The following is a 24590-nucleotide window of genomic DNA, read 5'->3' as shown; positions in this document are numbered from 1 at the left end:
GAAAGATTAGCCATGAAAAATGTAACTGGTACTGCTTTTATCGTTGCGGAATTTAGAGCAGAAGAGAACGAAGAGGCAATTCCTCTCTACACTGATAATGTAGTAAAAATCTGGTTGAATGAGGAAACAAAAAAAATAGCTAACCAAATAGCTCACAACTCTCCCGCCGCTAAAGAAATGGTTAAGTTGCGGACTAAATATTTTGATGATGTTTTGTCAAACCAAATTTTAGGAGGTTGCAAGCAAGTAGTTATTTTAGGTTCGGGTTTGGATACTCGCGCTGCTAGAATTAATGGAGAAGGAGTGATTTATTTTGAAATAGACGACAGCGCGACTCTTCAATTAAAAGAAGAAACTCTCAAAGCTAACAAAGTTACTGCTAATGTTCGCTATATTCCCGGCGATTACGTAAAAGACGGTTTAATTTCCTTGCTCAAACAGAGTGAATTTGATTTCGCTCTACCGACATATTTTTTGTGGGAAGGCAACACAACCTTGCTTGACAAAAAAGATGTAATATTTGTGTTAGAACAAATTCGCGACAATGTTCCTAATTTCCGATTGTCCTTTGATTATATGTCGGAAAAGGTGATTTTGAGAACGACGGGCTACCAAGATATCAATGATTACATAGATAAATACGAAAGTATGTATGCACCGTGGATTACTGGGTTTGAAAAGATTGCAACTTTGGCTGACGAACTCAATCTCAAACTTATTGAAAACTTTTCGACTGCCGATTTACACGCACAATATCGCCCTGGCCGTTCGCTAGAATCTAATCTTTTTAATTTTTATTTTGTCTGTACGTTAGAAAATGCAGTAGGGGGCGTCAGTCAAGAGAGTGACTAAACTCAAACAATTTGCTGCTGACGCATTTTACCAGATCAAAGACGATCGCACTTTGTCTGTACGCTAGAAAATGCAGGAGGGTGCGTCAGTGGTTTCTTGGACAATCGCAAACCATTTATTTTGTCAAGTGAATTCGTAAAGAATCAATAAGACCATGTTTAGTCAACCAATCTTTTACCTCTGGCGTTAAAAGTCCCAGGCTAGCACCCTCATTAGCAGCCACTCTCAGAAAACGAAGCACTGCTTCAGGAACCTCATCAGCATTTAAGCCATCCCAGCACTGCTTTAATTCCTCAATTAGCCGATCGACTTTATCAAAATCCTCACTGCTTTGGGGAATTGAGTTAGACTCCCGAATTTGCCCATCTAAATTTCTAATTCGTTGGATAGTTGGCTTAAAGGCCGAAACTTTATCCAGCACATTCAGGATTTCATTATTCGTGATCGGCATCTTTTGAATTCGGTACAGCCACCAAGCTTGACTCAATTGCTCTCTCAGAGAATTTTGTAATTGCTCTATCCTAGAAGTGAAATTCTTTTTGTTGTTAAAATTTTCATTGGGTATAATCCATTCAGAATTTTTTTTAAATTCTGCCTCAACATTAGCAATAAATGTGAGCAAAATCTCAGCCTTTTGAGTTAAATGAAAATTGGTAATTCCTTTTTGGCGAAAAGCTCTCAAAGATTGAACAAGAGGTATAGTTTCAGCGACAGCTTGCTCAATCTGTTGTTGTCTAGATTGAAAACCTTGCAAATTTTTTGCATCTTTCTGAAGATTACTTTTATATTGAGATAACTCAATCAGTTGAGTGGATTTTTGTAAAATCATACGATCTCTCCTTTAATTTCAGTAATTAGATTTCGCAGTTTAGCCAATCCATCTTCAATAGCCCTATGGCAAGATTCTACTGTTGCACCACCAGACACTTCTAAATCTTCAATGCGGTTATTCACCTCGGTTAGAGAAGCATCAAGAAAATTGTTAGTGCTGCCGACAAATTCGGAAGCCTCTGTCATTGCTTTTTGATGATTTTCGCTGAGATACTTAAGCAGCTTGCTCGGTTTACTATCGGGATTATCTTTCTCAGCTTGCACGCGCTTCATTGTTTCTAAATAGCTAGAAATCCCAACTCGTTTAAACTGTTCCAATACTGATTTTAGCTCATAGACACTCTTTCTGCCTCCAAGTACACCAGCTTCTTGCGAGCTATCGATCGCCCGCTTTACTAAATCGGTAACATCTTTTTTCTTGATGTCTTCCCCTAATTCAGCTACTAGAGAATTGTAAACAGCAAGTTGGCGATCGCACTCTTCCTGAATCGCTTTTTCTAGCAGTTCATCCGCAGCTTGACGCGCTTTATCGATTTCGGGAAACTTCTCTCGAACATCAGCCGGAATTTCACATTGAGGTTGCCAAGATTTGCTAACCTGTTTCAATGGGTCGAGGATTTGTACAACATCAATAATCTGAAATTGTTTAGAACTTCCTTTTGTGCAAGCCGTGCGACTTTTAACAATTTCTAGTAAAGCCTGGCGGTGGTTTTGTAAGCTATTAAATAGCTTTTTCCAGTTAGCTGAACGATTTTCTAAATCTTTTGCTTCTAAATCGAGAAACAAACTATTAATCAAATCTTCCATCGAATTTGTAGGATGTCCGGCCATTGTTGCTGCGATCGCCAGTAGCTCAACAGCCGCAGGGACAGGGTTCCAGGGTTCCCCAGACTCGCGGGGATACAGGCGAATTTGCTCTAAAACATATTGACTCCATTTTTCCAGTTGTGTGGCATAAGCGCGAAAGTAGCTAGATCCCTTGGGGAACTTCCAATGCTTGTAATGGTTGTATTGTAAAATGCCTTGGAAGGCGATCGCGCTTTCTCGAAACTCATCAGGATCGTCAGGAGTAAGAGGAAGAGATAGTTTAACTCCAGAAATCGTCTCCCTCGTAACTTTTGGGCTGTAAAAAATTAAGTTTCGGCGCTTAAAGTATTTACTATCGCTAGCAGCAAAACTCCCCTGAAGTAGCATTTCTGTATCCCATTCTATCCGCTCAACAATAGCTGAGTAAATCAACGGGCGCAGTTCTCCACCGATATCCTGCGGGAGAATTTCTCGGTTATTCCAGCGATCGAGAATTTGCAGTTGATTCGCCAACTTATCGGGAATTTTTTTAGTTTGAGATTGTGGCTCAACTCGATAATTACTAACCGAAGTCCTAGAGTCTTTAGCCTGCGAAGCTGAGGGTCGAACTTTGGTCTGCTGCACCTTCACGCCAAGTGCAGGAATATCAAATGCGGAGTGAATTTCTGGGCGAAAATCACAAAGCTCGTTACTATCCGTCCACAAATCGAGGAGAGTTTGGCGGCGATCGTAATTTTGTGAATCTTTGGCTTTAATATCGGCCTGAACCATTGCACTCAGCCGCATCTTGCCAAAGTGTTCTCGCAGAGAATTAGCAGGAAAGTCTCCATGCTTAATATCAGAAATAGAATTTTCTAGAGTCCACTTGAGAACATCTCTAATCAAAAATCGAGGTTTAAAAGTTTCGGGGTTTACCCTGGCAAGCATCTGCTCTAAGGCTTCAGGCGTGAAGGGATACAAACCAAAACCGTCCGCTTCTCCAAAACCTGCATGACAAGCTAGTTTGTGTTCGCATTCATTGCAAGCACTACTTAGTGCTGTTTTATCTGAATCTTCATAATTGCGAGACTTAGCCCAATCTTGAATTATTTTATCCTCCAAACGCACCGCGTTGAGGTATCGAGCCACAAATTGTTTGATATCTGCATAATTCACTAAAGATTGTTGTTTTCCAACTGTACCGACATCGAGATTAACGCTAAAAGTAATCCGTTGTTTTACAGTATCTAACCTCAAACCGTCAAAATAGCCCGTAGTACAAGCTAGCGCCGTTCGGATCGCGCACAAAGATTTGCCTCCGGCTTGTTGCGGCCTCGCTAAAACTGCTTCTAAAACTTCGCGGTCAATTCCTTGAAATTTGGCAAAATCTTCAATCAGTAAAACTAATTCTACTCCTTCTTCGGCTAAAGCTTCGCGAACCTCTCGCATTAATCTTTGCAAATCTTCCCGTCCGAGGCTCAAAACTTGAGCGATCGCTTCATCTAAATGTCGGTTCAACCAATCTACAGTTGCCTTTTGGATATCCTCATCGCCGATTAACAAGCTATAAAATTCCCGCGATCGCTCCCCAGCTTTTTGCAAGTTTAAAACATTTAGAGGCAAGTCCTCAAGCGAAAATTGCCGCCGTTCTTCAACAATTTCAACCGTATCTCGATGTCCGAGAATGTGGACAACTAATTTATGAATAATACCTCCATCTTTTAGCCAGTGTTCTCGGAAAAATGGATCGTATAAAAAAGAGTCAATTACATCAACCAGGTAATATTGTTCATCAGAAAGTTGAGTGCGATCGCCCCGACCATTTGGGCCAACCGCAGCAGCAAGCTGATTCAGAAGTTGTTCCCGCGCTTGTGCTTCTGTCAAGCTGCTAGTGGCTCGATTTAAACGCTGCCGGTATTCATCAAAAGTTGCTCCTGCCATCCCTTCTAATATTAAACTGATAATATCTTTGAGATTCGTTCCAATTTTGGGAATGAGCAAAACTCGGCGCTTGTCGGTCGATTCAATATTGGCGGCCAGCCAGCGAATCAGGTGAGATTTTCCCGTGCCCGAACTTCCTAAAACTGGTACGAAAGCGAAATCTTGTTCGGCAAGAAAATCTTTGAGAAATTGTTCCTCACTGTAGGGAAATCGCGACGGTACTTCGATAAGTTCCTGGCGGTACATTGCGATCGGATGGTGAGTTGCCAGAAATATACTATCTGCAGTTTGGGTAGCTTCCACACCCATCACACGGCGAACGCGCTCCACATCCCAGCAAACAAATTTTGTAAAAGTCATAGTTCTACTCCCCTCAAAATAATATGAGAAAATCCTGCTTCATTGTCGGCACTTGGAAAGATGAATAAATCGGCATCCGACTCTTTTTTAAGCTGGATGTAACCATCATCCTCAAGGCGCAATAAAGCAAAAGCCGTGCTAGTGGATAAATGATTGGGTAAGCGAAAACCGATTTTTTCCTCAACCTGTTCTCGAAATTTGCCACTTTCAAACACCGGGCATTTTTTAGCTAAACGATCGACAAACTCTGCGAGCGAAACTTTAGCTTGTACTTCTCCTTGAAATAACTCTTTTAAATTTCGTCTGAGATAAGCAGTTGGCTCAGGAACTATTATTTTGTTCCCTCCTAAAGCATGGCCCCAAGCAAACCCTAAATAACACATCCAGTCCGCGACTTGACCGAACAGAGTATTGCTGGATATTTTCAAATCTAAAGACTCAGCAACTCTCTGTTCTGCGACACGCTGTTCTACTTCTTCCCACGTACCGGGAGCATCATAAATATCTTGGGCTAAATACCATGCTATTAAGCGACCTAAATCTTCTTCATCTTCATTATCAGAAGCGAAAAATAGCTCTACCAGCGTATTCGGTAAGAACTGATCGCCAGTTTGAGGATGTCTGGATGCTTCGGGAAGATGACCATTTATAGCAATCTCCTCGTTTTCTTCGATTAATAAGTCGCACTTGATACTTTCTCGCAGTGCAGCATCAAACATCGGATGTTCCGCACTTTTGTTTCTCCCTTCTGATAATTTCTCTGGAGAAAGCAGGCGAGTGAGTTTTTCCCTGTTTTCACGCTGCTTGGGGACTTGAAGCAAATATCTAAATATGCCTCGCATTCGGCTAGGAGTAGCCAAAGCAGTTTTTAATACGCTCATAAATTAACCTCCGTGCAAAAGTGGTTAAACATAAAGTATTTACCTGAAAAAATATCGATCAGCTTGCGGTCACTACGACTGGGATCTCGTGTATCTAAGGGAAGCACGATAATCAGCGGCGCCTCAGAATTTCTGTTTGGTGACAGATAGTTGTCAGGGAGCCTCTTTCCGGGCGGATGAAAGATGAGGGTAGGAATGCGCGGCATCAGAATGGGTTGGTATTTTTCAAACACAAAGAGAAAAGGATCTGAGATTAGATTTGGTTCTTTAATAAATGTACTATGAAATTCGTGAGTAACAACTAAATTCCTAATTCCCTGATTCCTCAACCATTGAAAAAATTTAGGGGTTTTGACTTTCCAATTTTTCTCCTCCATAGATTCATAGAAAATCAGCATTAATTTATCTCCGGCTAGCAATCGTTCTAGTTCTTCACCTACCCAAAAATTAGGCTTTTGCCATACAGGTGATGGGGCGGGCATAATTCCCGAAAATCGTGATTCCCCCTTTTTTCTGCACACAGGACATCCACCACAAGCAGGAGAAATCCTAACCATTTTTCTCGGTTCTGGTATTGCACGATCGCGTATTGTGTAAGCTTCAGCTAATATTTCCGAAATACAGCGTTTTGGTCGTAAAGCCTCGCGCATCAATTCCAAATTTTTATAGCTCCAGTTTTGGCGGTGTTGGCGAATTGGTTCTACTTTATTTCCCCAGGTTTGGGCTTTCAGATGCGATTCATCTAAAATACGAATAAATCGGGATTCTCGGTGCAGTTTCCGCGCTTTTTGATAAGCGTCTTTCGATTCAAAATTTTTTCTTAGCGGCGGTCGTTCGGCATCCATTTCGATTAAACCAGCCTGACTCATCAGCGTTAAAGTACAGATGTTCCACTCCTGATTCTTTTTGCTGTTCATGTCAATATCTGCTAGTTGGAAAGATGGAGGAGTATTGACACGAACGCGAAACCGACCATCGGAAATAGTTTCTTTGCTTAAAAACATACTTTGCCACCGCTGCAAACCCCGTTCGATCGTAATTGCAGAGTTTTCATTAAGATACTTGGCAATTTTTATGTCTTCCGTGGTATGCAATGTGAGCGAGATGGCTGCCTTGCCATCTCGACCTCCTCGACCGACTTCTTGATAGAAACGATCGATAGTTTCTGGGATGCAGGCATGAATTACTGCCCGAACATCGGACTGATCTACGCCCAATCCGAAAGCCGAAGTAGCAACGACTATATCAACTCGTCTCTCGCGCAAGTCTTGAATCAATTGAGAGCGTTCTGCTGCACTAGAATCTCCGGTCATAATGGCACACCGCTTGAATCCAGCACGCAACAAATCCTGTTCCCATCGCCTCACATCTTGCCGTTTTGTGGCGTAAACAATCAGAGGGCGAGGGAGATGATAAACAGCTTCAATTAGTCGCTCTTTTCTGATTTCTTCACTTTCACACAAAGCAAACCAGTAAGAGGGTTCTGGTCGCAACTGCACGGCAGATATCACTTGAAACGGGCCGGGTTTGCCGAATAAAGTTTCCAGGGTATCCAAACAGGATTCGGTTAAGGTTGCAGTCAGCAATAAAGTCGTAAAAGAAGTTAAACGCAACAAGTCTCTTCGCAAGCCGGGAAGTTCTTGGAATTCTGGGCGAAATTCATCGCCCCACTGCTCGACGATATGAGCTTCATCTATTACGAAATACCTCAACTTTTTTGACATTGCGGCTTCATAAAGAGAGGGTGCAAGGGAACTCATCAAGCTTTCGGGTGAGGTGAAAACGATGCGCTGGGTGCCGTTGCGAATGCGATCGCGAATTTCCTTCCGTCTCTGTTGTCCTGCCTCAGACTCATCGCCATAATAAGCAGTCGCATGGTTAACAAAAGGTTTCAAAGCTCGTTCTTGGTCGATCGCTAGTGCTGTAGTCGGCACAACAATGACACTGACACCACCAATTTGCGATCGCAAAAGCGCTGGCAATTGAGCGCAGAGACTTTTTCCCGAACCCGTAGGCAGATTAATCACAAGTGTCGCACACTCAGGAGCAGTCAAAACAGCACGAATTGCTTCACGCTGCCCTACACTCCGATATTTCTTCAAATCCACCAATTCCAGAAACGGATCTCCCGCTACAGGCTCGTAGTTACGGCGAGCTTCCTCTTTAAATACGGGTTTGTCTGGATGATATTGTTCGGAAAAATCCAGCCAATTTGGTTGCCAAGGCTCAGCGCTAATTAAATAGTAATCCGAATCTTCACGCAAAATATTGATACCGCTTTGCCGCCAAATTTCGCGATTCGGGAACGAAGAAGTCCGACGTACTTCTATAATTTGGGGCATTCCGCCCTGTAGCTCATCTTCTCGCCGCAATACGTGACGAACTAAAGCAGCAATATCCCCTTTTCCCGGCGCGTCAGGAGTTCCCGCAGCAGCCAAAGCATCAAGCAAGCGCCTTTGACAAGCTTCTGAAAACTGACTTGTATCAGCAGGTAGATTACCTGTTTGTAGAATGTCTCTGAACTCTTGGAATGAATCAGCCATCACTCATCCCCCTCTTCCAAAAATTGAACGGGAACTCGCCCAGAAACAATGATGAATCCTACAGAATCAAGCTTGATTCGGGGATGGCGAATTCCTTCTAAAATAGCTTGACTTAAAGCAGTTTCTGTGTTGACTTCTTGCGCTAATAATGAATGCGAAGTTTGTTGGCTTTGAGCTAAGCGGTTAAGACGCAGGCGCAGTTGAGCAAGCCTTTTTCCTAGTTTCTGTTCGGCAATTTGGGCCTGTTGTTCACAGAGTTCGATGAAAGAAGTGCGATCGCCCAACAATGTTTCAGAAGTCCGACGTGCCTGATGACATAATTCTTGCCAATTACTAGCATCAATAAACTCATTCAGAATCGGCAATCGACTTTTCGCCAAGTTGTAATCTCGGCATGGATGACTGCTTTTACCTTTATAGGGACGTTGCAGGATCTTCACAAGTGCTTCATCTTCAACAATGCTTATTGGTTCAGAGCGAGCATCCATGAAAATTGTCTCTATAATTGGGGGAAGTAGCGCATCTGTACGTCGCTTTAGAGCTTTATATTTGTTATTATCTATCCCAAAATCTGTTAAAACTTTTTGGGCTATCTCTAAATTGGCTTCGACTACATAATTAAAGCGAAAACCGAACCATTCCATCCCTTCCCCAGCATCCCAAGATTCATCGCATCGCCACATTGCAAATGCTTGACCCCTGTCATCCCAATGAATATAAGATGCTAGTGCTTCTACAAATCCTTCCCCAATACGGTAGAGGTTGACACCAGGATATTGAGTTGATATTCTCCGGTTATAAGTACCAGAGGGTTGTGCATAAGCAGCAAAGCGAGTTTGCAGATCGTGGATGGGAATTAGAGTGCGCTTAGTAGGTTGATAACGCCCTACTTTTTCTAAATTCGGATCGTCAATTTGTTTGAAGTGCAGTGCTTGACATATCCAGTCTTCTGTTGCTCGTTTAATTTCCTGATGGCGAGCATCATAATCATCTAAAGTTTGAAAATATTGGGTAGCGTTTTCATCCTGGGCATCTATTTCATCTAAAGCGTTTTGTTCGCTAATTTTTACCTGTTCTTCAGCAATTTCTTGTTGGATAGTCCCTATCATTTCTAATAGTCCACTAGCACCAGATTGAAACATAGTGGTTAGCAGTCCTGGTAATTTTTCATCTACATAAAACTGGATACTGGCAATTGATTGATGCAAGATGCCGAAACCGTCTTTTAATAATTGATACCAAGCATCGTGAGGGCTATCCTCTAAGTCTGAGCCGGCGAATACTGTAAATTGAACATTTAAAGGGCGACCAATGCGATCGATCCTACCAATCCTTTGTTCTAAACTATTTGGCGACCAGGGAAGATCGAAATGAATCATCCAATCAACAAATTGAAAGTTCCGACCTTCTTCTGCAGAGGAATCGCAAACAAGGATAAAACAATTTCGGTCAGTTTTGAACTGGTTGAGGCTTTTCTCAACATGAGAACGAGACAGTCCTAATTGATGGCTAGCTACAGATGCCTGACCAAAGGTATCTGATAAGCACCGGAAAATTTCAGCGCCTGTTTGGGCAAAACTGGTGAAAATGACAATTTTAGGTAGGGGATTTCCCGATACCGGTCGGCGAATTTGCTGTTGCACCTGTTCGAGCAATTTATGAAGGTTGCTGCGATAAGATTGAAGTTTAAAAGTTTCTGAAAGATGATAAAGTATGACTATTTTGAGTAAGTCGAGGCGAGATCCTTCTTCTGAAGGTTGCTGAATAATCCTTAGTAAAGATTGCAAAATCTGGTCTTCCCCATAAAATTTAGGGGTTTCTGTCAGAATGCGGATATTATCAGCACCAAATTCTTGAATCAAGGCAGAATGGGAGATGCCGCTTAAACGGGTTTCGAGCACTTGCGCTAAAATCCCTAACCAAGTCCCGCTAGCACGGAATAAAAGGAGAAAAATTTGCTGATATTGTTGTTGGTTAGGAGCGACTGTGCGCCATTCATCAATTAGTTCGTGAATTTCGGGCGATCGCTCATCTAAGTCATACTCTACTTTTGGTGTCACATTTCGGGCAAAAATTACATCTTCCACCGCAGCGCGACGGTTGCGGAGCATTCTACGGTGTAACCGATAGGTGTCGCTGATGTGGGTGCGAATCGATCGCACAATTCCATCTCGATCGGCCGGGAGTGTTTCTTTAGAAAGCAAACAATTTTGTAATTCGTCTACGAGATTTAGCAGATATTTATCTTCAGCAAAAAGGTTTCGCAGTTGGTTGAGGTTAGTTTTAAGCACAAACGGATTTGCTTTCTCTTTAAATGAGAGTAAAACTCGACCAATTTGTTGGCGGTTTTTCACCCTCGCACGAAAACCTTCTAAATCATCAAGTTGATAGGTGATCGGATCGAGTAGGTGCAGCATCGCCAGGAAATCTTGCTCGTGATTGAGAACTGGAGTTGCAGATAATAGAAGTAGGCGATCGCTTTTATGAGCGAGGTGTTTGCAAGTCTCGAAACGCCTGCGCTTTATCGAATCTGAAGAGGTCGCCATTGCTGCAATATGATGTGCTTCATCTAAAATCAGGAAGCCCAAATCGGCATGAGGGCTGACTCGATCGACATCCTCTACTGCAAGTACCTGGACACTATTGTCCAAGTCAGAGACATAGAATTTATGTTCTAATTCTTGAAGCCACTGTTCCCGCAGGTATTGCGGTACAAGCACCACTGCACGTCCCTGCGGTTCATCGAGGAGATACTGGCGAAGAATAGCACCTGCTTCGATCGTCTTTCCCAGTCCAACTTCATCAGCTAAGAGGTAACGTTGAATGGGGTCTTCGAGTACGCGGCGGACAACTTCAACTTGATGAGGATAAAGGTCAATATTGGCAGAAATCAGCCCTGTCATCCCGCGACTGACAGCGCGTTGTTGGATGAGACACTGGACAAAAGCTAAACGTCGATCGTGAAAGTAGGGAGTTTCCTGACCTTTCATCGCTAGAGTTTCGATGGGGTCATCGATGGGTAGGTTGCAACGAACGTAAATTTCGTGCTCAGCAACTAAAGCTATCTTTTTATCGGGTAGATCGATTCGATACTGACCTTTGTCTTCGTCCCAGTCAAAAATTCGGCCAATTATCCATGTATCCTGGCTTTCTGGCTGGATGTAGCATCGTGTCTGAGGCGGGAGTTGAACTCTATAAAGCGAAGTTAAGGGTAAGGTTTTTTCAAGGCGTTGCCCAATTGAGCAGAAGTATTCAACCGTTGCTGTAGAGTAGGATAGCTCGGTAACTTTTCCGATTCCTAAGTCGTTGTTTGGCGATTTTTCTGCGGAGACGCTTCGCGATCGCACCAGCAAACCAAGCTTTATCATAGTTCCGGCCTCTACATTCCCTCTTACTAGAGTAGCCCATACCCATGAAAAACTAGCAGTGTAATTTAATTTTCCACCCTTTTTGTCCTTACACTGGTAGTGCCCTGAAGGAAAGGATCAGAGTACGTTATGATTAGAGAAGTGTTTGCCATAGCGTGATATGACATTAGAAATCAATTGTTGCCCTAATTGTGGTTCGGAAGAAGTTAGTCGAAACGGTCAAACTCGGCATCATAAACTTTCATTATAAATGCCGAGAATGTGGTCGTCAATTTGTTTTAAATCCGGCATGGAAACCTATTACAAAACAACAAAAAGAGTTGATATCACGGATGCTACTTGAACGTATTTCTCAGGCGGGGATTGCTCGGGTACTACAAGTGTCAGAAGATACAGTGCAGCGATACGTTAATAGCCAAGCCGCTGCTGTTAAGAAGCAAGTGGAGGTGACTCCCAAGCAAAAAAAGCGCTTGAGTGTTCAGATGGATGAGTTATGGTCATTCGTTGATAGTAAAGGAAATCAGCAGTGGGTCTGGCTGGCATTGGATGCCCAGACTAGGGAAATTGTTGGTGTACATATTGGAGAGCGTAGCGCAGTATCGGCTCAAGCTTTATGGAATTCAATGCCACCAGTGTACCGTCAGTGTGCAGTAATTTATACCGACCATTGGAGTGCTTATGATTCTGTATTGCCCAGCAAACGTCATCGGAGTGTAGACAAAGATAGTGGTTTTACTAGCTATATCGAGCGCTTCAACTGTACTATTCGACAACGAGTGTCTCGATTGGTAAGAAAGAGCTTAGCCTTCTCTAAAAAATTAGAAAATCATATTGCTGCCATTTGGCGCTTTGTGCATCATTACAATGCTAATTTACAACTCTAAACGCCTACTTTCTTTGAATTCAGTTTAATTCTCTTAATCCTTTCCTTCAGGGCACTACCCAAGGGGAAACCTTAAACCGAAACGCAGTCATGAAGCTTAGCCCAAGACTTTCTGTAACGCATTCCGATCCCCAAATCTTTCCCTGTGGTAACGAGCATCCCACCACAGCCAAGCTGACGCACTTTAACAGAGCCGATTTGGTATTATATAGAATCCCAGCTATAACCGCTTAAGTAATATTAGGAATCACAACCAAAATGTCATTATTAGAAGCACAGCAACTTACAATGCGATTCGGCGGTTTGACTGCGGTCAACCAGGTTAGTTTAACCTTGGAAAAAGGCTCGATCGCCAGTTTGATCGGCCCCAACGGTGCGGGCAAAACTACTTTTTTTAATATGCTGACAGGTATCTACAAACCGAGTGGCGGTCAGTTGCTTTTGGAACAGAAAAATATCACGGGTTTACCGCCCGATCGCCTGACAACTTTCGGCATTGCTAGAACTTTTCAAAATATCCGCTTGTTTAACAACATGACTGTGCTGGATAATGTTTTAGTAGGTAGGCACTGCCGATTGAAAACAGGTTTGTTGGGTGCAATCCTCCGCCCTCCCGCTGCAAATCTGGAGGAGCGGGAAGCTAAAATAAAAGCGCTCACTATGCTTGATTTTGTCGGTTTAGGTGCTGCTAAAGCGCCGGAGTTGGCAAAAAACCTTTCCTACGGAGACCAGCGCAGATTGGAAATTGCCAGGGCTTTGGCTTCCGATCCGAAAGTGTTGCTTTTGGACGAACCGACTGCCGGGATGAACCCTAACGAAACGGCTGATTTAACTCGCTTTATTTATCGGATTCGCGATGAGTTGAATTTGAGTATTTTGCTGATTGAACATGATATGAAAGTGGTGATGGGAATTAGCGATCGCGTGAGTGTTATGGAGTACGGTACTAAAATTGCTGAGGGAACTCCAGATCAAGTTCGCGCCGATCCTCGCGTGATTGAGGCATATTTGGGAAAAGAAGAAGATGGACATGGTTAATGGGTATTGTGTGCCGACAGATAAGTGACGTGGGCAGTGTTTATCCTCGGAAGAAGCGAGATAATGTTCAGCCAATTAACCCAATAAAATTAGGGCGGGTTTCACCAACAATCTGTCATTCAAACCGATAATATTTATCAACACACCCACGGCGACAGCATTTTATAACGAGCAATTCAACGGAAACGATAGGAGGTGCGCCTCGAACAGCCTACGGATTAACATCCGGGGTTTTTCCTAAAGTTTTGATTTGACTTCCGACATTTGTTTCTTGTGTTTTCTCTGCCTGACAAACAATCCTAAAAAGATTGCAGTACCTAATACTGTGCTCGGTTCTGGAACTGCTTCTGCTTCTGCTTCTGCCTTTGCGATATTGTTTTTAACTTCTACCAATGTTAAGTTAGTGGCGCTGTTGAATGTCCGCGAATATACCCCAGAAGTATACAGGAGGGTAGCTGCTGTACTTCCTTCAGCCAGAAAATTAAAGTTAATTTGTGTGGGTTTAAAGCTGTTGCTAACGAAGGCATTTGCAGAAAAGCCACTAGAAGAGTCTAAACTGATGGCAAATTGAAAAGAGTCTAACAAAATGTTAGTAACAGTGTTAATCACCCAGAAAGATATACTGCCACCCGCCCTGGCGCGTTCGGATTGGGGGTTGTCAACTGATGTTAAAAGAGCTAAAAATGTCTGAAAAGTGAAGGAAAAAGTTTCTTCGGCATCAATGAAGAAGTCGCCGATCACTGCTGCTTGACTTTGGGCGAAACCGGAATAGTTATTCCCGCTGCCTATGACTGCACTTTGCGAGAGATTTTCTGCCAGCAATTCGTGACAGTTAGATATAAAAACTGCATCAGCAGTTGCCTCGCTAATAACTGAACCGCTGTTAGCTATGGCCTGAGTGTAAGTGTTAATGTTAGTAAATGTACCTGTGTCAGTCGGTGTGTGACTGATGTTGTCAATCATTACTGCTGCTGCAGAACCTGCTATTGTGGCAGCACGGCTGGGCGCTACACCTACACTCAAGCTGGTTACTAAAGGAGTTGCTAATAAAAATGCGATCGCTCCACTAATGTGATTGAATTTCATGGTGAATTTCCTTAAATTTGAAACATTTTAAGTGTTGTTATTGGTAAGTTGTAGCAGTGGGTTTCGCTTACGTATCAATACTACCTATTTACTTAGAGATTTTTGTAAAGCTACTGTCAAGAAATCTTATGTTTAAGTAAAAATTATGTAAAGTTGGTCGCCACAGCTACAAAAAATACATTGTATGGGAGCTAGGGCTGGTGTTGATCTAAGTAAAATTACTGCTTACTATAAAAAAGCTTGATTTTAAATAAATGCAATAAAATTTTATAATAAGTCGGGATAATATAATAAGGCACAAAGCAGAAAGAGTAATTATGTTGGAAATTAAAGACATTCACACCTACTACGGAAATATCCACGCTCTCAAAGGAGTATCGCTAACAGTCTCGCAGGGAGAAGTTGTGACATTAATCGGCAGCAACGGGGCGGGGAAAACTACAACTCTCCGCACGATTCAAGGACTGCTGCGCCCGCGCCAAGGCACTGTATTATTTGAGGGAAAGCCTTTAGAAGCACTATCTACAGAGGCGATCGTCCGTTTGGGGATTTCTCAAAGTCCCGAAGGGCGGTTGATTTTTCCGCGCATGACGGTGCAAGAAAACCTGGAAATGGGTGCTTATCTCCGCAACGATACTCTCGGCATCAAGTCCGATATGGAAAAAGCATTAAATTTATTTCCTCGTTTGCGAGAAAGAATTAGTCAAAAAGGGGGAACTCTCAGCGGCGGCGAACAGCAAATGTTGGCGATCGCCCGGGCTTTGATGTCGCGCCCCCGCTTGTTATTATTGGACGAGCCGAGTATGGGATTGGCACCGATGTTAGTCAGTCAAATTTTTGCGATCGTCCGCGATATTAATGCTGAAGGAACAACTATTTTACTGGTGGAACAAAACGCCCGCATGGCTTTAAGTGTAGCCCATCGCGGCTATGTCATCCAAACTGGTCAGGTTGTAGTCGCTGGTACTGCTAGTGATTTGCAGTCAAATGAAACTGTTCGCAAAGCATATTTAGGTGAAAGTTAAATATGGGCATTGGGCATTGGGCATTGGGCATTGGGCATTGGGCATTGGGCATTGAAACTGACAACTAACAACCAAAAACCAACAAATAACAAATAATATCGTTTTCGGTTGCATCGGTATTGTTCAAACAGTCAACAGTCAACAGTCAACAGTCAACAATCCCGGAGGAGTGCAACCGGAATTGATATAACAAATTACCCTATTTGCGATCGCAACTTCCCCGTTTCCAATTCCGTCTCAAAAGCCGCCCGCACCTTTTCCCACTCCGCTTGAGCTTCCAAGAGGCGATCGCGCGCCGTACTCACATCAAAAACCTGTTCCCCTCCAGACTCAACCGCCACGCGACCCATATACTCCAACTCCTTGCAAACAGCAGAAAAAGACACGGCTCCTAAATTGGCGCTGCTAGACTTCAGGGTGTGAGAAGCCAGCTTCAAACTATCAGCATCTCCCAGAAAAATAGCCTCCTTAATAGTTTCTAAATGTTGCGGTGCGTCTACCAAATATATCTTAATCAGCTCCCCCAAAAAATCTGGGTCTTCATCATCATCTAGCTCGCGGAGATTTTGCAAAATATGAAAATCTATCGGCGAATCTGCTCCCGGTTGAACGCTCGAAGATCCCGCCCTTTCACTGTCAACTTGATCAGAAATATCTTGATTTTTTTCCTCATTAACCGCATCCAATTCATCCCGAATCAGAGGTGAACACTTGCTCAAGGCGATCGCCAACTCTTCCCGGCGCACCGGCTTAGTAATATAATCATCCATACCTGCTTCCAGACACTTTTCGCGATCGCCCTGCATCGCATTAGCAGTCATCGCAATAATTCTCGGCTTCTTGTTAGCAGGCCATTCCTGACAAATGCGGCGCGTCGCTTCCAACCCATCCATGTTCGGCATCTGCACATCCATCAGCACAACATCGTAAGATTGCCGCTTCAGCGCCTCCAAAACCTCCAACCCATTAGCCGCAATATCAGCCCGATATCCTATCCTGTCGAGTAAATGCGTAGCGACTTTTTGATTCACCACATTGTCCTCAGCCAGCAAAATCCGAATCTGACTAGAATTAGTTGCATCCTGTCCGCCAGAATTCGCCGCAACCTGCCTCAAAACAGCAGGCGTCCGCTGCACGCGGTGCTGTTCTTGAGAATTTTCAAAATACTTCAATCCCGAAGTCACAGTCACCACATTTGAAACTTCTCCCCTGCCGCTTCTGCCAGTAACATATCCAAAAACTTGCAGCAACACATTATAAAACTGTGACTGTTTTAAAGGCTTAGTTAAAAAAGCAGAAAAATGTACCTCTGTAGTTTCAAGTTTTTTCCAAACTTCGGCCTTACTTAAATAAGTAAACAGCACCAAAGGTAGGGCAATTTTGCGAGGGTTTTTAACGATGACATTCGGATTTAGGCCGTCGCCGCCGGACAAATTGCTCAGCTCAAATTTCCGAATCTCCACAGCCAACGCCACACCGTCCATATCTGGTAGATTCATCGCCAAAATAGCTAAATCGAGCGGCGAGTTTCCTTTGATGATTTCCAAAGCCTCAGCACCCGAAGTTACAGCCACGGGTATCATTCCCCAAGACTCTGCCTGACGGATCAAAACTTGCCGATTAATGGCATGATGCTCAACAATTAACAAGTGCTTACCAGCGGCAAATTCCGGTCTTTTTTCCTCAGCCCGGAGGTCATTCGCTTCAGCAGTCACCGTGAAATAAAAAATCGAACCCGAACCCGATATCGACGGCGGAGTAAATTCTGCAGGCGACCTTCCAGCGATACTTTGTCCGATCGCAGAAACTCCCGGTTGAGACTTAGAACTTCCCGGAGTAACCTGGCTGACAACCCACATTGTACCGCCCATCATATCGCTCAAACGCTGGCTGATAGCCAGTCCCAAACCCGTCCCGCCGTAATGTCGCGTTGTCGAAGCATCCACCTGCGAAAAAGCTTTAAACAGGCGATCCATCCGGTCTGGCGGAATGCCAATTCCCGTATCTTGGACAGCAAATTGAATCTCGTATTGTTTGCTACGTGCCAACTCTCCCTGGTTAATTAATAGCGGTTGTGGCGCTAGAATATTAATTTTATCTGGTGAACTATTAGCAGCTACCTGTTCAATTTGCCTAGCCGTACAGCACACTACAATTTCTCCCGATTCTGTAAACTTTACTGCATTGCCCAGCAAATTTACCAAAATTTGGCGCAGTCTCGTGACATCTCCTAAAATATTTTTTGGCACAGAATCATCAATAAAGTAAGCCAGCTCTAAACCTTTTTCTGAGGCTCTCGGAGCCAGTAATTCTAGAGATTCTTCTATACAGTTTTGCAGCTCGAAGGGGCTGCGCTCCAAATCCAATTTTCCCGATTCAATCTTGGAAAAGTCGAGAATATCATTAATAATAGTCAGCAAAGCATCGCCACTGGTACGAATTGTCTCCACAAAATCCCGCTGTTCAGGAGTTAGTTCCATATCCAGCAGCAAGCCCGTCATCCCGATTACCGCATTCATCGGAGTGCGGATTTCGTGACTCATAGTCGCTAAAAATTCGCTCTTAGCTCTATTAGCAACTTCCGCCGCTTGTCGTGCTTGATCCAAAGCTTCATTTTGCTCTGCTAACTGTCGCTGTCGCTGAACTTCCGTTTCTAAAAGTTGGGCTTGAGCTAAGGTAATGCCAACTTGAGCAGCAACATCTTCTAACAGTTCAATTTCGTCGGGATTCCACTGGCGAGTTGCATCGCACTGGTGCAAAGTAATAATTCCATTTGGTTCTCCTTGATAGGAAGTGCGAACAGCCAACATAGATTTTAATCCGATGCGACGGCACATCGGCCCCGAAGATTCCAGCAAAGGATCGGCAAACACATCGGGAGATGCCAGGGCTATATCTTCAGCGAGAAGTTTTTCTGTGTAGGGGTTATAAGTGACAGAAAGTTCTAAATCTAAAGCCGATTCGTGACCGGGCTCTAAGTATTCCGCGACGCAAGGAAGGTGGGGATAAGGTTCGGAAAGATAGGTATGAATTGTACAGCGATTGACACCAAATACGCGGCCGATTTGGGTGGCGGTAGTTTGGAAAATTTCTTGAGTATCTAAGGTCGATCGCACTTTTTGAGTAATTTGTTTGAGTAGTAAAACGCGCTGGTACTGACGTTGCAAAGTTCGCTCTCGCTCTTCGCGGGCAATTTCTGCGCCGATGTAATTGCCCATCAACTTTAAAATTTCAAAATTCAGCGGTTTAAAAGGAGATTTAGTGGTGCGGGAAGTAAAGCTCAAAGTGCCAAAAATTCGCCCTTGCACCATTACCCTCGTCCCCACAAAAGCCTCCAACTTGCGGACGCTGTAAGCGGGGTGGTTGCGCCACTGAGTAGTGCCGGCTGATTCGACAGAAATAGGTTCGCTCGATCGCAAAACCTCTCGCTCAAAGGTTCTGCTCAAAGCAAAACCGTCTCCTTTAGCAAATCCAAAGGGAAAATCTTCCGGTACATAAGCCGCAATCACTTCGTAGCGATCGCCCAAAACCCTGCCCAACAGCCCGATATCCATCCCAAACTGACTACAGCCCATTGCCAGCAACCGGATCGTTCGATCGTCAAAAGAGCCTTCCGAGCTCACCATTACCTCATAGAGCGATCGAATTGCCCGCTCGCTTTCCCGCAGTTCCTCAACTCCTTCGAGGCGGTTGCAGACATCGTGCAAAGTCCCGAAAATTCCCGCTATTTCGCCTTGCGAATTCCGGCGAACTTGGGCAAATAGTTCTACGGAAACAAAGCCGGAATTACTGTGAATTCCCAAGGAATTTTTGCCCGAAACCGACTTGGACTTAAATCGCAGTTCTCGCCGTTCAAATTCCGACTTCCCCGACAGCAAAGACTCCAATAAATTTGCACATTGCTCGCGCTCATCTGGATGCACCCACTCTAAAAAATTAGTTTGCAAACTTTCGGAAACCGCATAATTCGTAATTTCCGTCCAAGCGCGGTTGAGAAATTTCCAAACCCCCGCCGCATCTATGTGGAAAATTACTGTTGCTTTCAAAGAGTCAAATAGATGGAATTGTTCTCGATCATGCTCGCGGTTTTTGACTTCAAACTCCTTGTTTAGAGTAATATCTGTATGAGTTCCTACTACCCGCAGCGGTTTGCCAGTAACGCTGCGTAAAACTTGACCCCGGTTCAGCACCCAGACAGTGCTGCCGTCTTTACAGTACATCCGATATTCTGCTGCAAAATCCGGTGTCTTTTGGGCGAAGTGTTCTTCTAAAGCTGCCTTTACCGAGTCAATATCATCTCGGTGGATGCGACTCCACCATTCCGATCGGCGATTCGAGATTTCCCCTTCTTGGTAGCCCAGCATTTCTTGCCACCGCGCCGAATAAAAAAACTCATCTGTTTCGAGATTCCAGTCCCAAATCCCCTGATTGTTGACTGCATGGGGGAGATTTGGCCGCTCTACGAAAGTGTGGTGAGAAATTTCAGCTATCTCGTGGCTATTTGCTGCTGTCCGCTGTATTTCTGCTGAGAGTTTTTTGTATTGAGCGTTGCTAGATTCTAGCTGGCGCTGCAAAGCAATTAAGCCAGAATGCAGAGATTTTGAATCCAGCGCTTGTAAAAGGATAGTTTTAGGATTAATAATCCCGATCGGGTGATTTGTTTCGTTGATGACTAATAAAGGCAACTGGCAGTAGTGTTTTTGCAGCAGCGCGACGGCTGCTTCGAGGGTAGAGTGCGATCGCACCAGCGGCGGCGAACTGCTGCAAATTGCTCCCGCTTTAATTTTGTTAGAGTCTCTTCCCAGCGCCTGCAACTGCACAATATCCCGCGAACTTACCACCCCAACGAGTTTGTGAATGTTGGGATTTGTAAATTTGGAATTGTGAGCCGCACCAGTCGAGTGTTGATCGGGGGTTTCAGTGATTAATACATAACTAACATGGTGTCTAAACATCAGTTGCGCCAAGTAGCGAACCGAAGAATTAGAAGGAGCGTGAATTATTCTTGAAGCTGCTATTTGAGGGATTTGATAAAGTTTAATTAAACTTGCGGGCAGCTCTAATTTCTGATGCACAATTGGCAGCGGCGGAGGGAAGGCGAAAGCCGCAGGTGGGGAAGTGCTGCTAGTTGCTTTTGGTGTCGATTCCCCAATTCCCTGCAACATTTGCACCAAGCTTTGAGAGCTAATTAAACCGACAAGTTCTTCAGCCTCGCTAACGACCGGCAAATGGCTGATCTGATTTTTCTCCAGCAGATTTGCTAAGGCAAAAAAGTCGGGAATTTCCGATTCTCTGGCTACAGTTACGGTTCTGATCATGATTTGCTCGATCGCAAATCCCCTCAAAGCAGCGCCGATGGAATTTAGCTGTACGATATCTCGAGTGGTAAAAATCCCCAGCACTGTCTGGCTGTTCGGATAGGGAGCTTTTGAGCCGTTGAGACGCAGCCCATTGCCTCCTGCGTGTATCGCAGGCCGTTTGCCGTTGTAGAAACCCGACTGTTCCCGCGATTGTGGGGAAGTCCCGTTGGTGGGATTTCCGAGTTGAGAATGCCCGCGCGGTTCTACCACGAGGACGTAACTGGCTCCTGTGCTACTCATCAGCTCGATCGCCTTTTCTACGGGCGTCTCAGGGGTGACGGTGAGGGGATTGCGGTTGATGACCTGACTGAGGGAGGGAATAAACATCAGGGGGCATAAAAGTGATATTTGTTGGAAAAAGCCGATCGCGAGCAGCAGGTTGATTGAGAGGCTTTACCCGCGAGATTTCCAAGCGCGCTCAAAGTTTCTGTACGATTCAACTCACCCATACTTCCAGCATCTTGGCATTTAAAATTAATTCCGTGCCATATCCTGATAATTGACGGCTTCTGACTTTCAGAACCAATACTATCTGACAGAGGGCGGACATGAAGGCTGGCGGGCAATTCCTCGCTTAGCATAACTGCTGCGGGTTTACGAGCAAGAATTTCTGCGATTGTCTGGACTGCACCCTACTTTCTGCCCCTCAACGGAACTCTCGCTCGCATTCTGTTTGAGGCAAGATACCTGCACCCTACCAATTTACCAGCGACAGGAGGGGAATCACAACAGGACGACTTAGGTATGGCAACTGTACAATTAGGGGTTCGAGGGTTCGAGGGTTCGAGGGTTCGAGGGCCAAACAGGCAGAAAATAAATAATTCTGAGCATAACTAATTCTATCTTATCCCAATTATGGCCCAGAGGATTTGAGCTTCACTTCTGGCGATCGAACTTGATGAGAATAGCGCTGTTCCCCGCCAGTGCAAAACTCGCATTGCCGCCCTTCAGCCTTAAGCTACCAACAACCTCATCCATTGTTTGAGAACTGAACTCCCGCACCGTGCCATTACCAGTTTTTATCAGCTCCGAAATATCAGCATTAACAGTGTAAGATGTTGCTCGGTCATTGACAACCAGCAAGTAAACATTCTTGCTAGCATCAAGAGTTGCAACTGCCATTAAATCGGAACTGTTAGTGATAGGAAAAAAGGTAGCTTTCCCGCCCTGCAAAGCCCTAATTCCCATCCGCAAAGCATAGTAGCCCGCGCGCCGTTTTCCCCCGTCACCTAGCAAACCTTCCGCCCCTGCGGGCTTGCCCCAGTCGTACAAACAGAATATGTGACTTCCGTAAATATAATTATCCCCAGGTTGAGAACCTCGAATCAAATTCTTAATCAAATTTAAAGCTAAAGATAAATCGCCGTAGCTAATTTCGTAAGTTCCCCATTCTCCTACCCAAAGCTGCGAGTTAGCGCGGACAGTACCGTTCATCCAGCCGCGCACTTTGCGGGTGTAGTTAGAAATATCTGCATCGTAGTTGTGGACATTGACTGTATCGAAATAATTCGGTATTTCCTGCAAAGCACTAGCCGGCCAATTGCTGCCCCCTACGGTTTTCGGGCCATGGATGTGGTAAGTGCGATCGGGCAAATAAGTTTGGTAAACAAAGTCGATCGCATCTTTTGCCACCTTAACCAATTCAAAATAGTCAGCCCTAGTCCCGCCCCAACCCTGATCGCGATTGTCCGGTTCGTTGTGAATTTCCCAATCATCAACGCGGTAATCATTGCGAACATTCAGCCAATAAACCGTAGCAAAAACGTGTTCCCACCACTCGTTCCAATCTTCTCCTGTGCGCGGCGGATTCAGTTGCAGCGCCCAACTCGGATTCCAGTTATTATCCACATTCCGAATACTCACAACCGGGCGAATATTTGCTTGTTTGAGAGTATTAAAAATAGTCCTGGCATTGCCTTGCCAAACCGTACCGGGTTGTCCCGACCACCAATAATCGCTACCCTGGGGCGGATTACTCATAATCTGATCCCAATGCGCCCAATTAATTATATTTGGATTTGTCTTAATTTCGTCAATAGATGGCCAACCGTATTTACCGTCGTCGTCTTCGGGTTCCCACCGGGACATCCCGCCGTAAATGCGGTAGGTATTAATTCCCAAATCTTGCAAATCTTTGATGTCGAAATTGATATTGCCCTCGACTGCACCGATGTAGCGAGTGCTGACACCCGCAGCAGTACCGGAAATTTTAATTGTTTCAATGTTTTGAGCAAAAGTTGTCGTTCCGCTGAACAACTCTAGGCTGAGGGCAATTAAAAGGCCGAGAAACAAATTCAGAATTCTAGTTTTTGATAACACTTGACTATTAACTACTAATTTAGGTTATTTTATTTCAGAGGTAAAGGAACCCATCGCTAATCTAAATCGACTTGCGATCGAGTTTGTTAGCTGTTGTAATAAACAAGCATTAACTATACAAAGTTGGAGAATTAATATATAAAGTAAAATAGCACGGCTAGCAGTCAAAAGTGAAGGTTCACCTCGCACTACCACAGTAAAAAATTTGGGTATAACAATTAACCCTATAAACTGCGTTAAATATAGTTCATAGGAAATTTTAGAAATCCATGTTAAAAATCTCGTTGTTAAGTCTGAAAGTTTTATTAAACTCCTACAAAGATTAAAGACAATTACAAATATGCCCAATCCCAGGAAAGCATCATAAAAACACAGTCCAAAAGGGAAATATATACCTAGAAATTTTGGATTTGAAAATTCAAAGGAACCCATAATACCCAACATTTCAAAAATTATTGCTATGGCTATTGTGACGGGCTTAGTTAGGTAATTAATTAATAGAGTAGGATTACTTGCATAAACCTTGGCCATTGCCATTCCTAAACAAAACTCAAATAACCTTGAAATTGCTAAATAGCCTGGATAACTGAGATCGCCCAATATTGGCGAAAATACCTTAAAGTTAAAGCCTAATATTAAAACTAAAAATGTATAGATAACTTTAATAACAAAACAAGTGAAGAGAAACTGTCTAATAGTATTTTTTTTTAAATATTTAAAGAGCAAATAAAAGCACAAATAAAATTGAATTAGTGGAAACATAAACCAAGAAAATGGTATGGCTTTATCGAGAATTATCCAACTTCTCCAAAATGACCACCAATCAAAATAGCCATAAAATAAATCCGCTCTTAACCTAGGAATTATCACAGAGACAGCTAAAAGTATCCAGTAGGTAGGGTAGAGCCGGAAAAATTTTTTTCTCATAAAAATGCTCCAGCTTTCATCAGGTTTTAAAATTCTTGAATAAGCCAGTCCAAAACCACTGAGAATGAAAAAAATATGAACTCCCTGATATCCCAGCAAGAAAAATATATTCAGCACATCAAAAACTGTATTGCCTGCACTATTAAATGGCAGGGGAAAAAACTTGGCAATTGTCGAGGCTGGACCTACTACTTTTGCATACTCCAAAAAGTTGCTGTATCCAAAAAATGGAGGTAAGAAATTGAAGTACCAAAAATGAACCGCCACTACCCAGCAGGCAGCAAAACCTCTCATCATATCTAATTCTTGAAATCGATTATACTTCATTAATAAAAATCTCCGTTTAATTCAAACTTATAGCAACAGTGAGGACAGTTAGGATGGTAAGCC

Annotated in this window: 14 protein-coding genes; 4 read left to right on the top strand and 10 right to left on the bottom strand. The window is 43.7% G+C overall.

Annotated elements, in window-relative coordinates; genetic code table 11:
* Positions 1-12: 12 nt before the first annotated feature.
* Entirely contained in the window at positions 13-852 is an 840-nt protein-coding gene (locus tag Q5691_RS11105) for a class I SAM-dependent methyltransferase (RefSeq protein WP_333309147.1), read from the top strand.
* A gap of 115 nt (positions 853-967) precedes the next feature.
* Here the strand turns inward: Q5691_RS11105 and Q5691_RS11100 are convergent, their stop codons facing one another.
* From Q5691_RS11100 to dpdE, 5 genes are read right to left on the bottom strand one after another with little or no spacing between them, the layout of a single operon-like run.
* Positions 968-1681 (bottom strand): hypothetical protein, encoded by a 714-nt coding sequence (locus Q5691_RS11100; RefSeq protein ID WP_333309145.1) that lies wholly within the window; start codon positions 1679-1681, stop codon positions 968-970.
* Positions 1678-4770, bottom strand: coding sequence for a protein DpdH (gene dpdH, locus Q5691_RS11095; protein WP_333344850.1), 3093 nt, complete (start codon positions 4768-4770; stop codon positions 1678-1680). The genes Q5691_RS11100 and dpdH overlap by 4 nt, the downstream gene beginning before the upstream one ends.
* Positions 4767-5651 carry a protein DpdG gene (gene dpdG, locus Q5691_RS11090; RefSeq protein ID WP_333344848.1) on the bottom strand — a complete coding sequence of 295 codons (885 nt, stop codon included), beginning with the start codon at positions 5649-5651 and terminating at the stop codon, positions 4767-4769. The genes dpdH and dpdG overlap by 4 nt, the downstream gene beginning before the upstream one ends.
* Positions 5648-8194: a protein DpdF gene (gene dpdF, locus Q5691_RS11085; protein ID WP_333344845.1), complete on the bottom strand. Its 2547-nt coding sequence runs from the start codon at positions 8192-8194 to the stop codon at positions 5648-5650. Before dpdF ends, dpdG begins: the two co-directional genes overlap by 4 nt.
* Entirely contained in the window at positions 8194-11562 is a 3369-nt protein-coding gene (gene dpdE / locus Q5691_RS11080) for a protein DpdE (protein ID WP_333344843.1), read from the bottom strand. The genes dpdF and dpdE overlap by 1 nt, the downstream gene beginning before the upstream one ends.
* Positions 11563-11722: 160 nt before the next feature.
* Here dpdE and Q5691_RS11075 point away from each other — a divergent pair.
* Together Q5691_RS11075 and Q5691_RS11070 are read left to right on the top strand one after the other, a co-directional pair.
* Positions 11723-12446 (top strand): IS1 family transposase gene (locus tag Q5691_RS11075; protein ID WP_445305826.1). Its coding sequence is split into 2 segments (ribosomal slippage): positions 11723-11803 and positions 11805-12446, totalling 723 coding nucleotides; the frame shifts between segments, so codons are not numbered across the junction.
* 257 nt (positions 12447-12703) lie between these two features.
* Positions 12704-13483, top strand: coding sequence for an ABC transporter ATP-binding protein (locus tag Q5691_RS11070; protein WP_333214059.1), 780 nt, complete (start codon positions 12704-12706; stop codon positions 13481-13483).
* Positions 13484-13720: 237 nt separating this feature from the next.
* Here Q5691_RS11070 and Q5691_RS11065 read toward each other — a convergent pair whose 3' ends face one another.
* Complete coding sequence (locus Q5691_RS11065) at positions 13721-14569, bottom strand: PEP-CTERM sorting domain-containing protein (protein ID WP_333214061.1); 849 nt, start codon at positions 14567-14569, stop codon at positions 13721-13723.
* A gap of 317 nt (positions 14570-14886) precedes the next feature.
* Between Q5691_RS11065 and Q5691_RS11060 the strand changes: the two genes are divergently transcribed.
* Positions 14887-15594, top strand: a complete 708-nt coding sequence (locus tag Q5691_RS11060) for an ABC transporter ATP-binding protein (protein ID WP_006631855.1) — start codon at positions 14887-14889, stop codon at positions 15592-15594.
* 194 nt (positions 15595-15788) lie between these two features.
* Here the strand turns inward: Q5691_RS11060 and Q5691_RS11055 are convergent, their stop codons facing one another.
* The 4 genes from Q5691_RS11055 to Q5691_RS11040 form a co-directional block, all read right to left on the bottom strand.
* Positions 15789-21281: a response regulator gene (locus Q5691_RS11055; protein WP_333344840.1), complete on the bottom strand. Its 5493-nt coding sequence runs from the start codon at positions 21279-21281 to the stop codon at positions 15789-15791.
* Positions 21281-21535 carry a hypothetical protein gene (locus tag Q5691_RS11050; protein ID WP_333344838.1) on the bottom strand — a complete coding sequence of 85 codons (255 nt, stop codon included), beginning with the start codon at positions 21533-21535 and terminating at the stop codon, positions 21281-21283. Before Q5691_RS11050 ends, Q5691_RS11055 begins: the two co-directional genes overlap by 1 nt.
* 295 nt (positions 21536-21830) lie before the next feature.
* Positions 21831-23273, bottom strand: coding sequence for a hypothetical protein (locus Q5691_RS11045; protein ID WP_333214066.1), 1443 nt, complete (start codon positions 23271-23273; stop codon positions 21831-21833).
* 24 nt (positions 23274-23297) lie between these two features.
* Entirely contained in the window at positions 23298-24527 is a 1230-nt protein-coding gene (locus Q5691_RS11040) for an acyltransferase family protein (protein ID WP_333214068.1), read from the bottom strand.
* Positions 24528-24590 lie beyond the last annotated feature (63 nt).

The organism is Microcoleus sp. w1-18aA5 (assembly GCF_036701705.1).
Taxonomy (GTDB): domain Bacteria; phylum Cyanobacteriota; class Cyanobacteriia; order Cyanobacteriales; family Microcoleaceae; genus Microcoleus.
The sequence above is the reverse complement of the archived record's forward strand: the minus strand, read 5'-3'. Positions and strand labels throughout refer to the sequence as shown.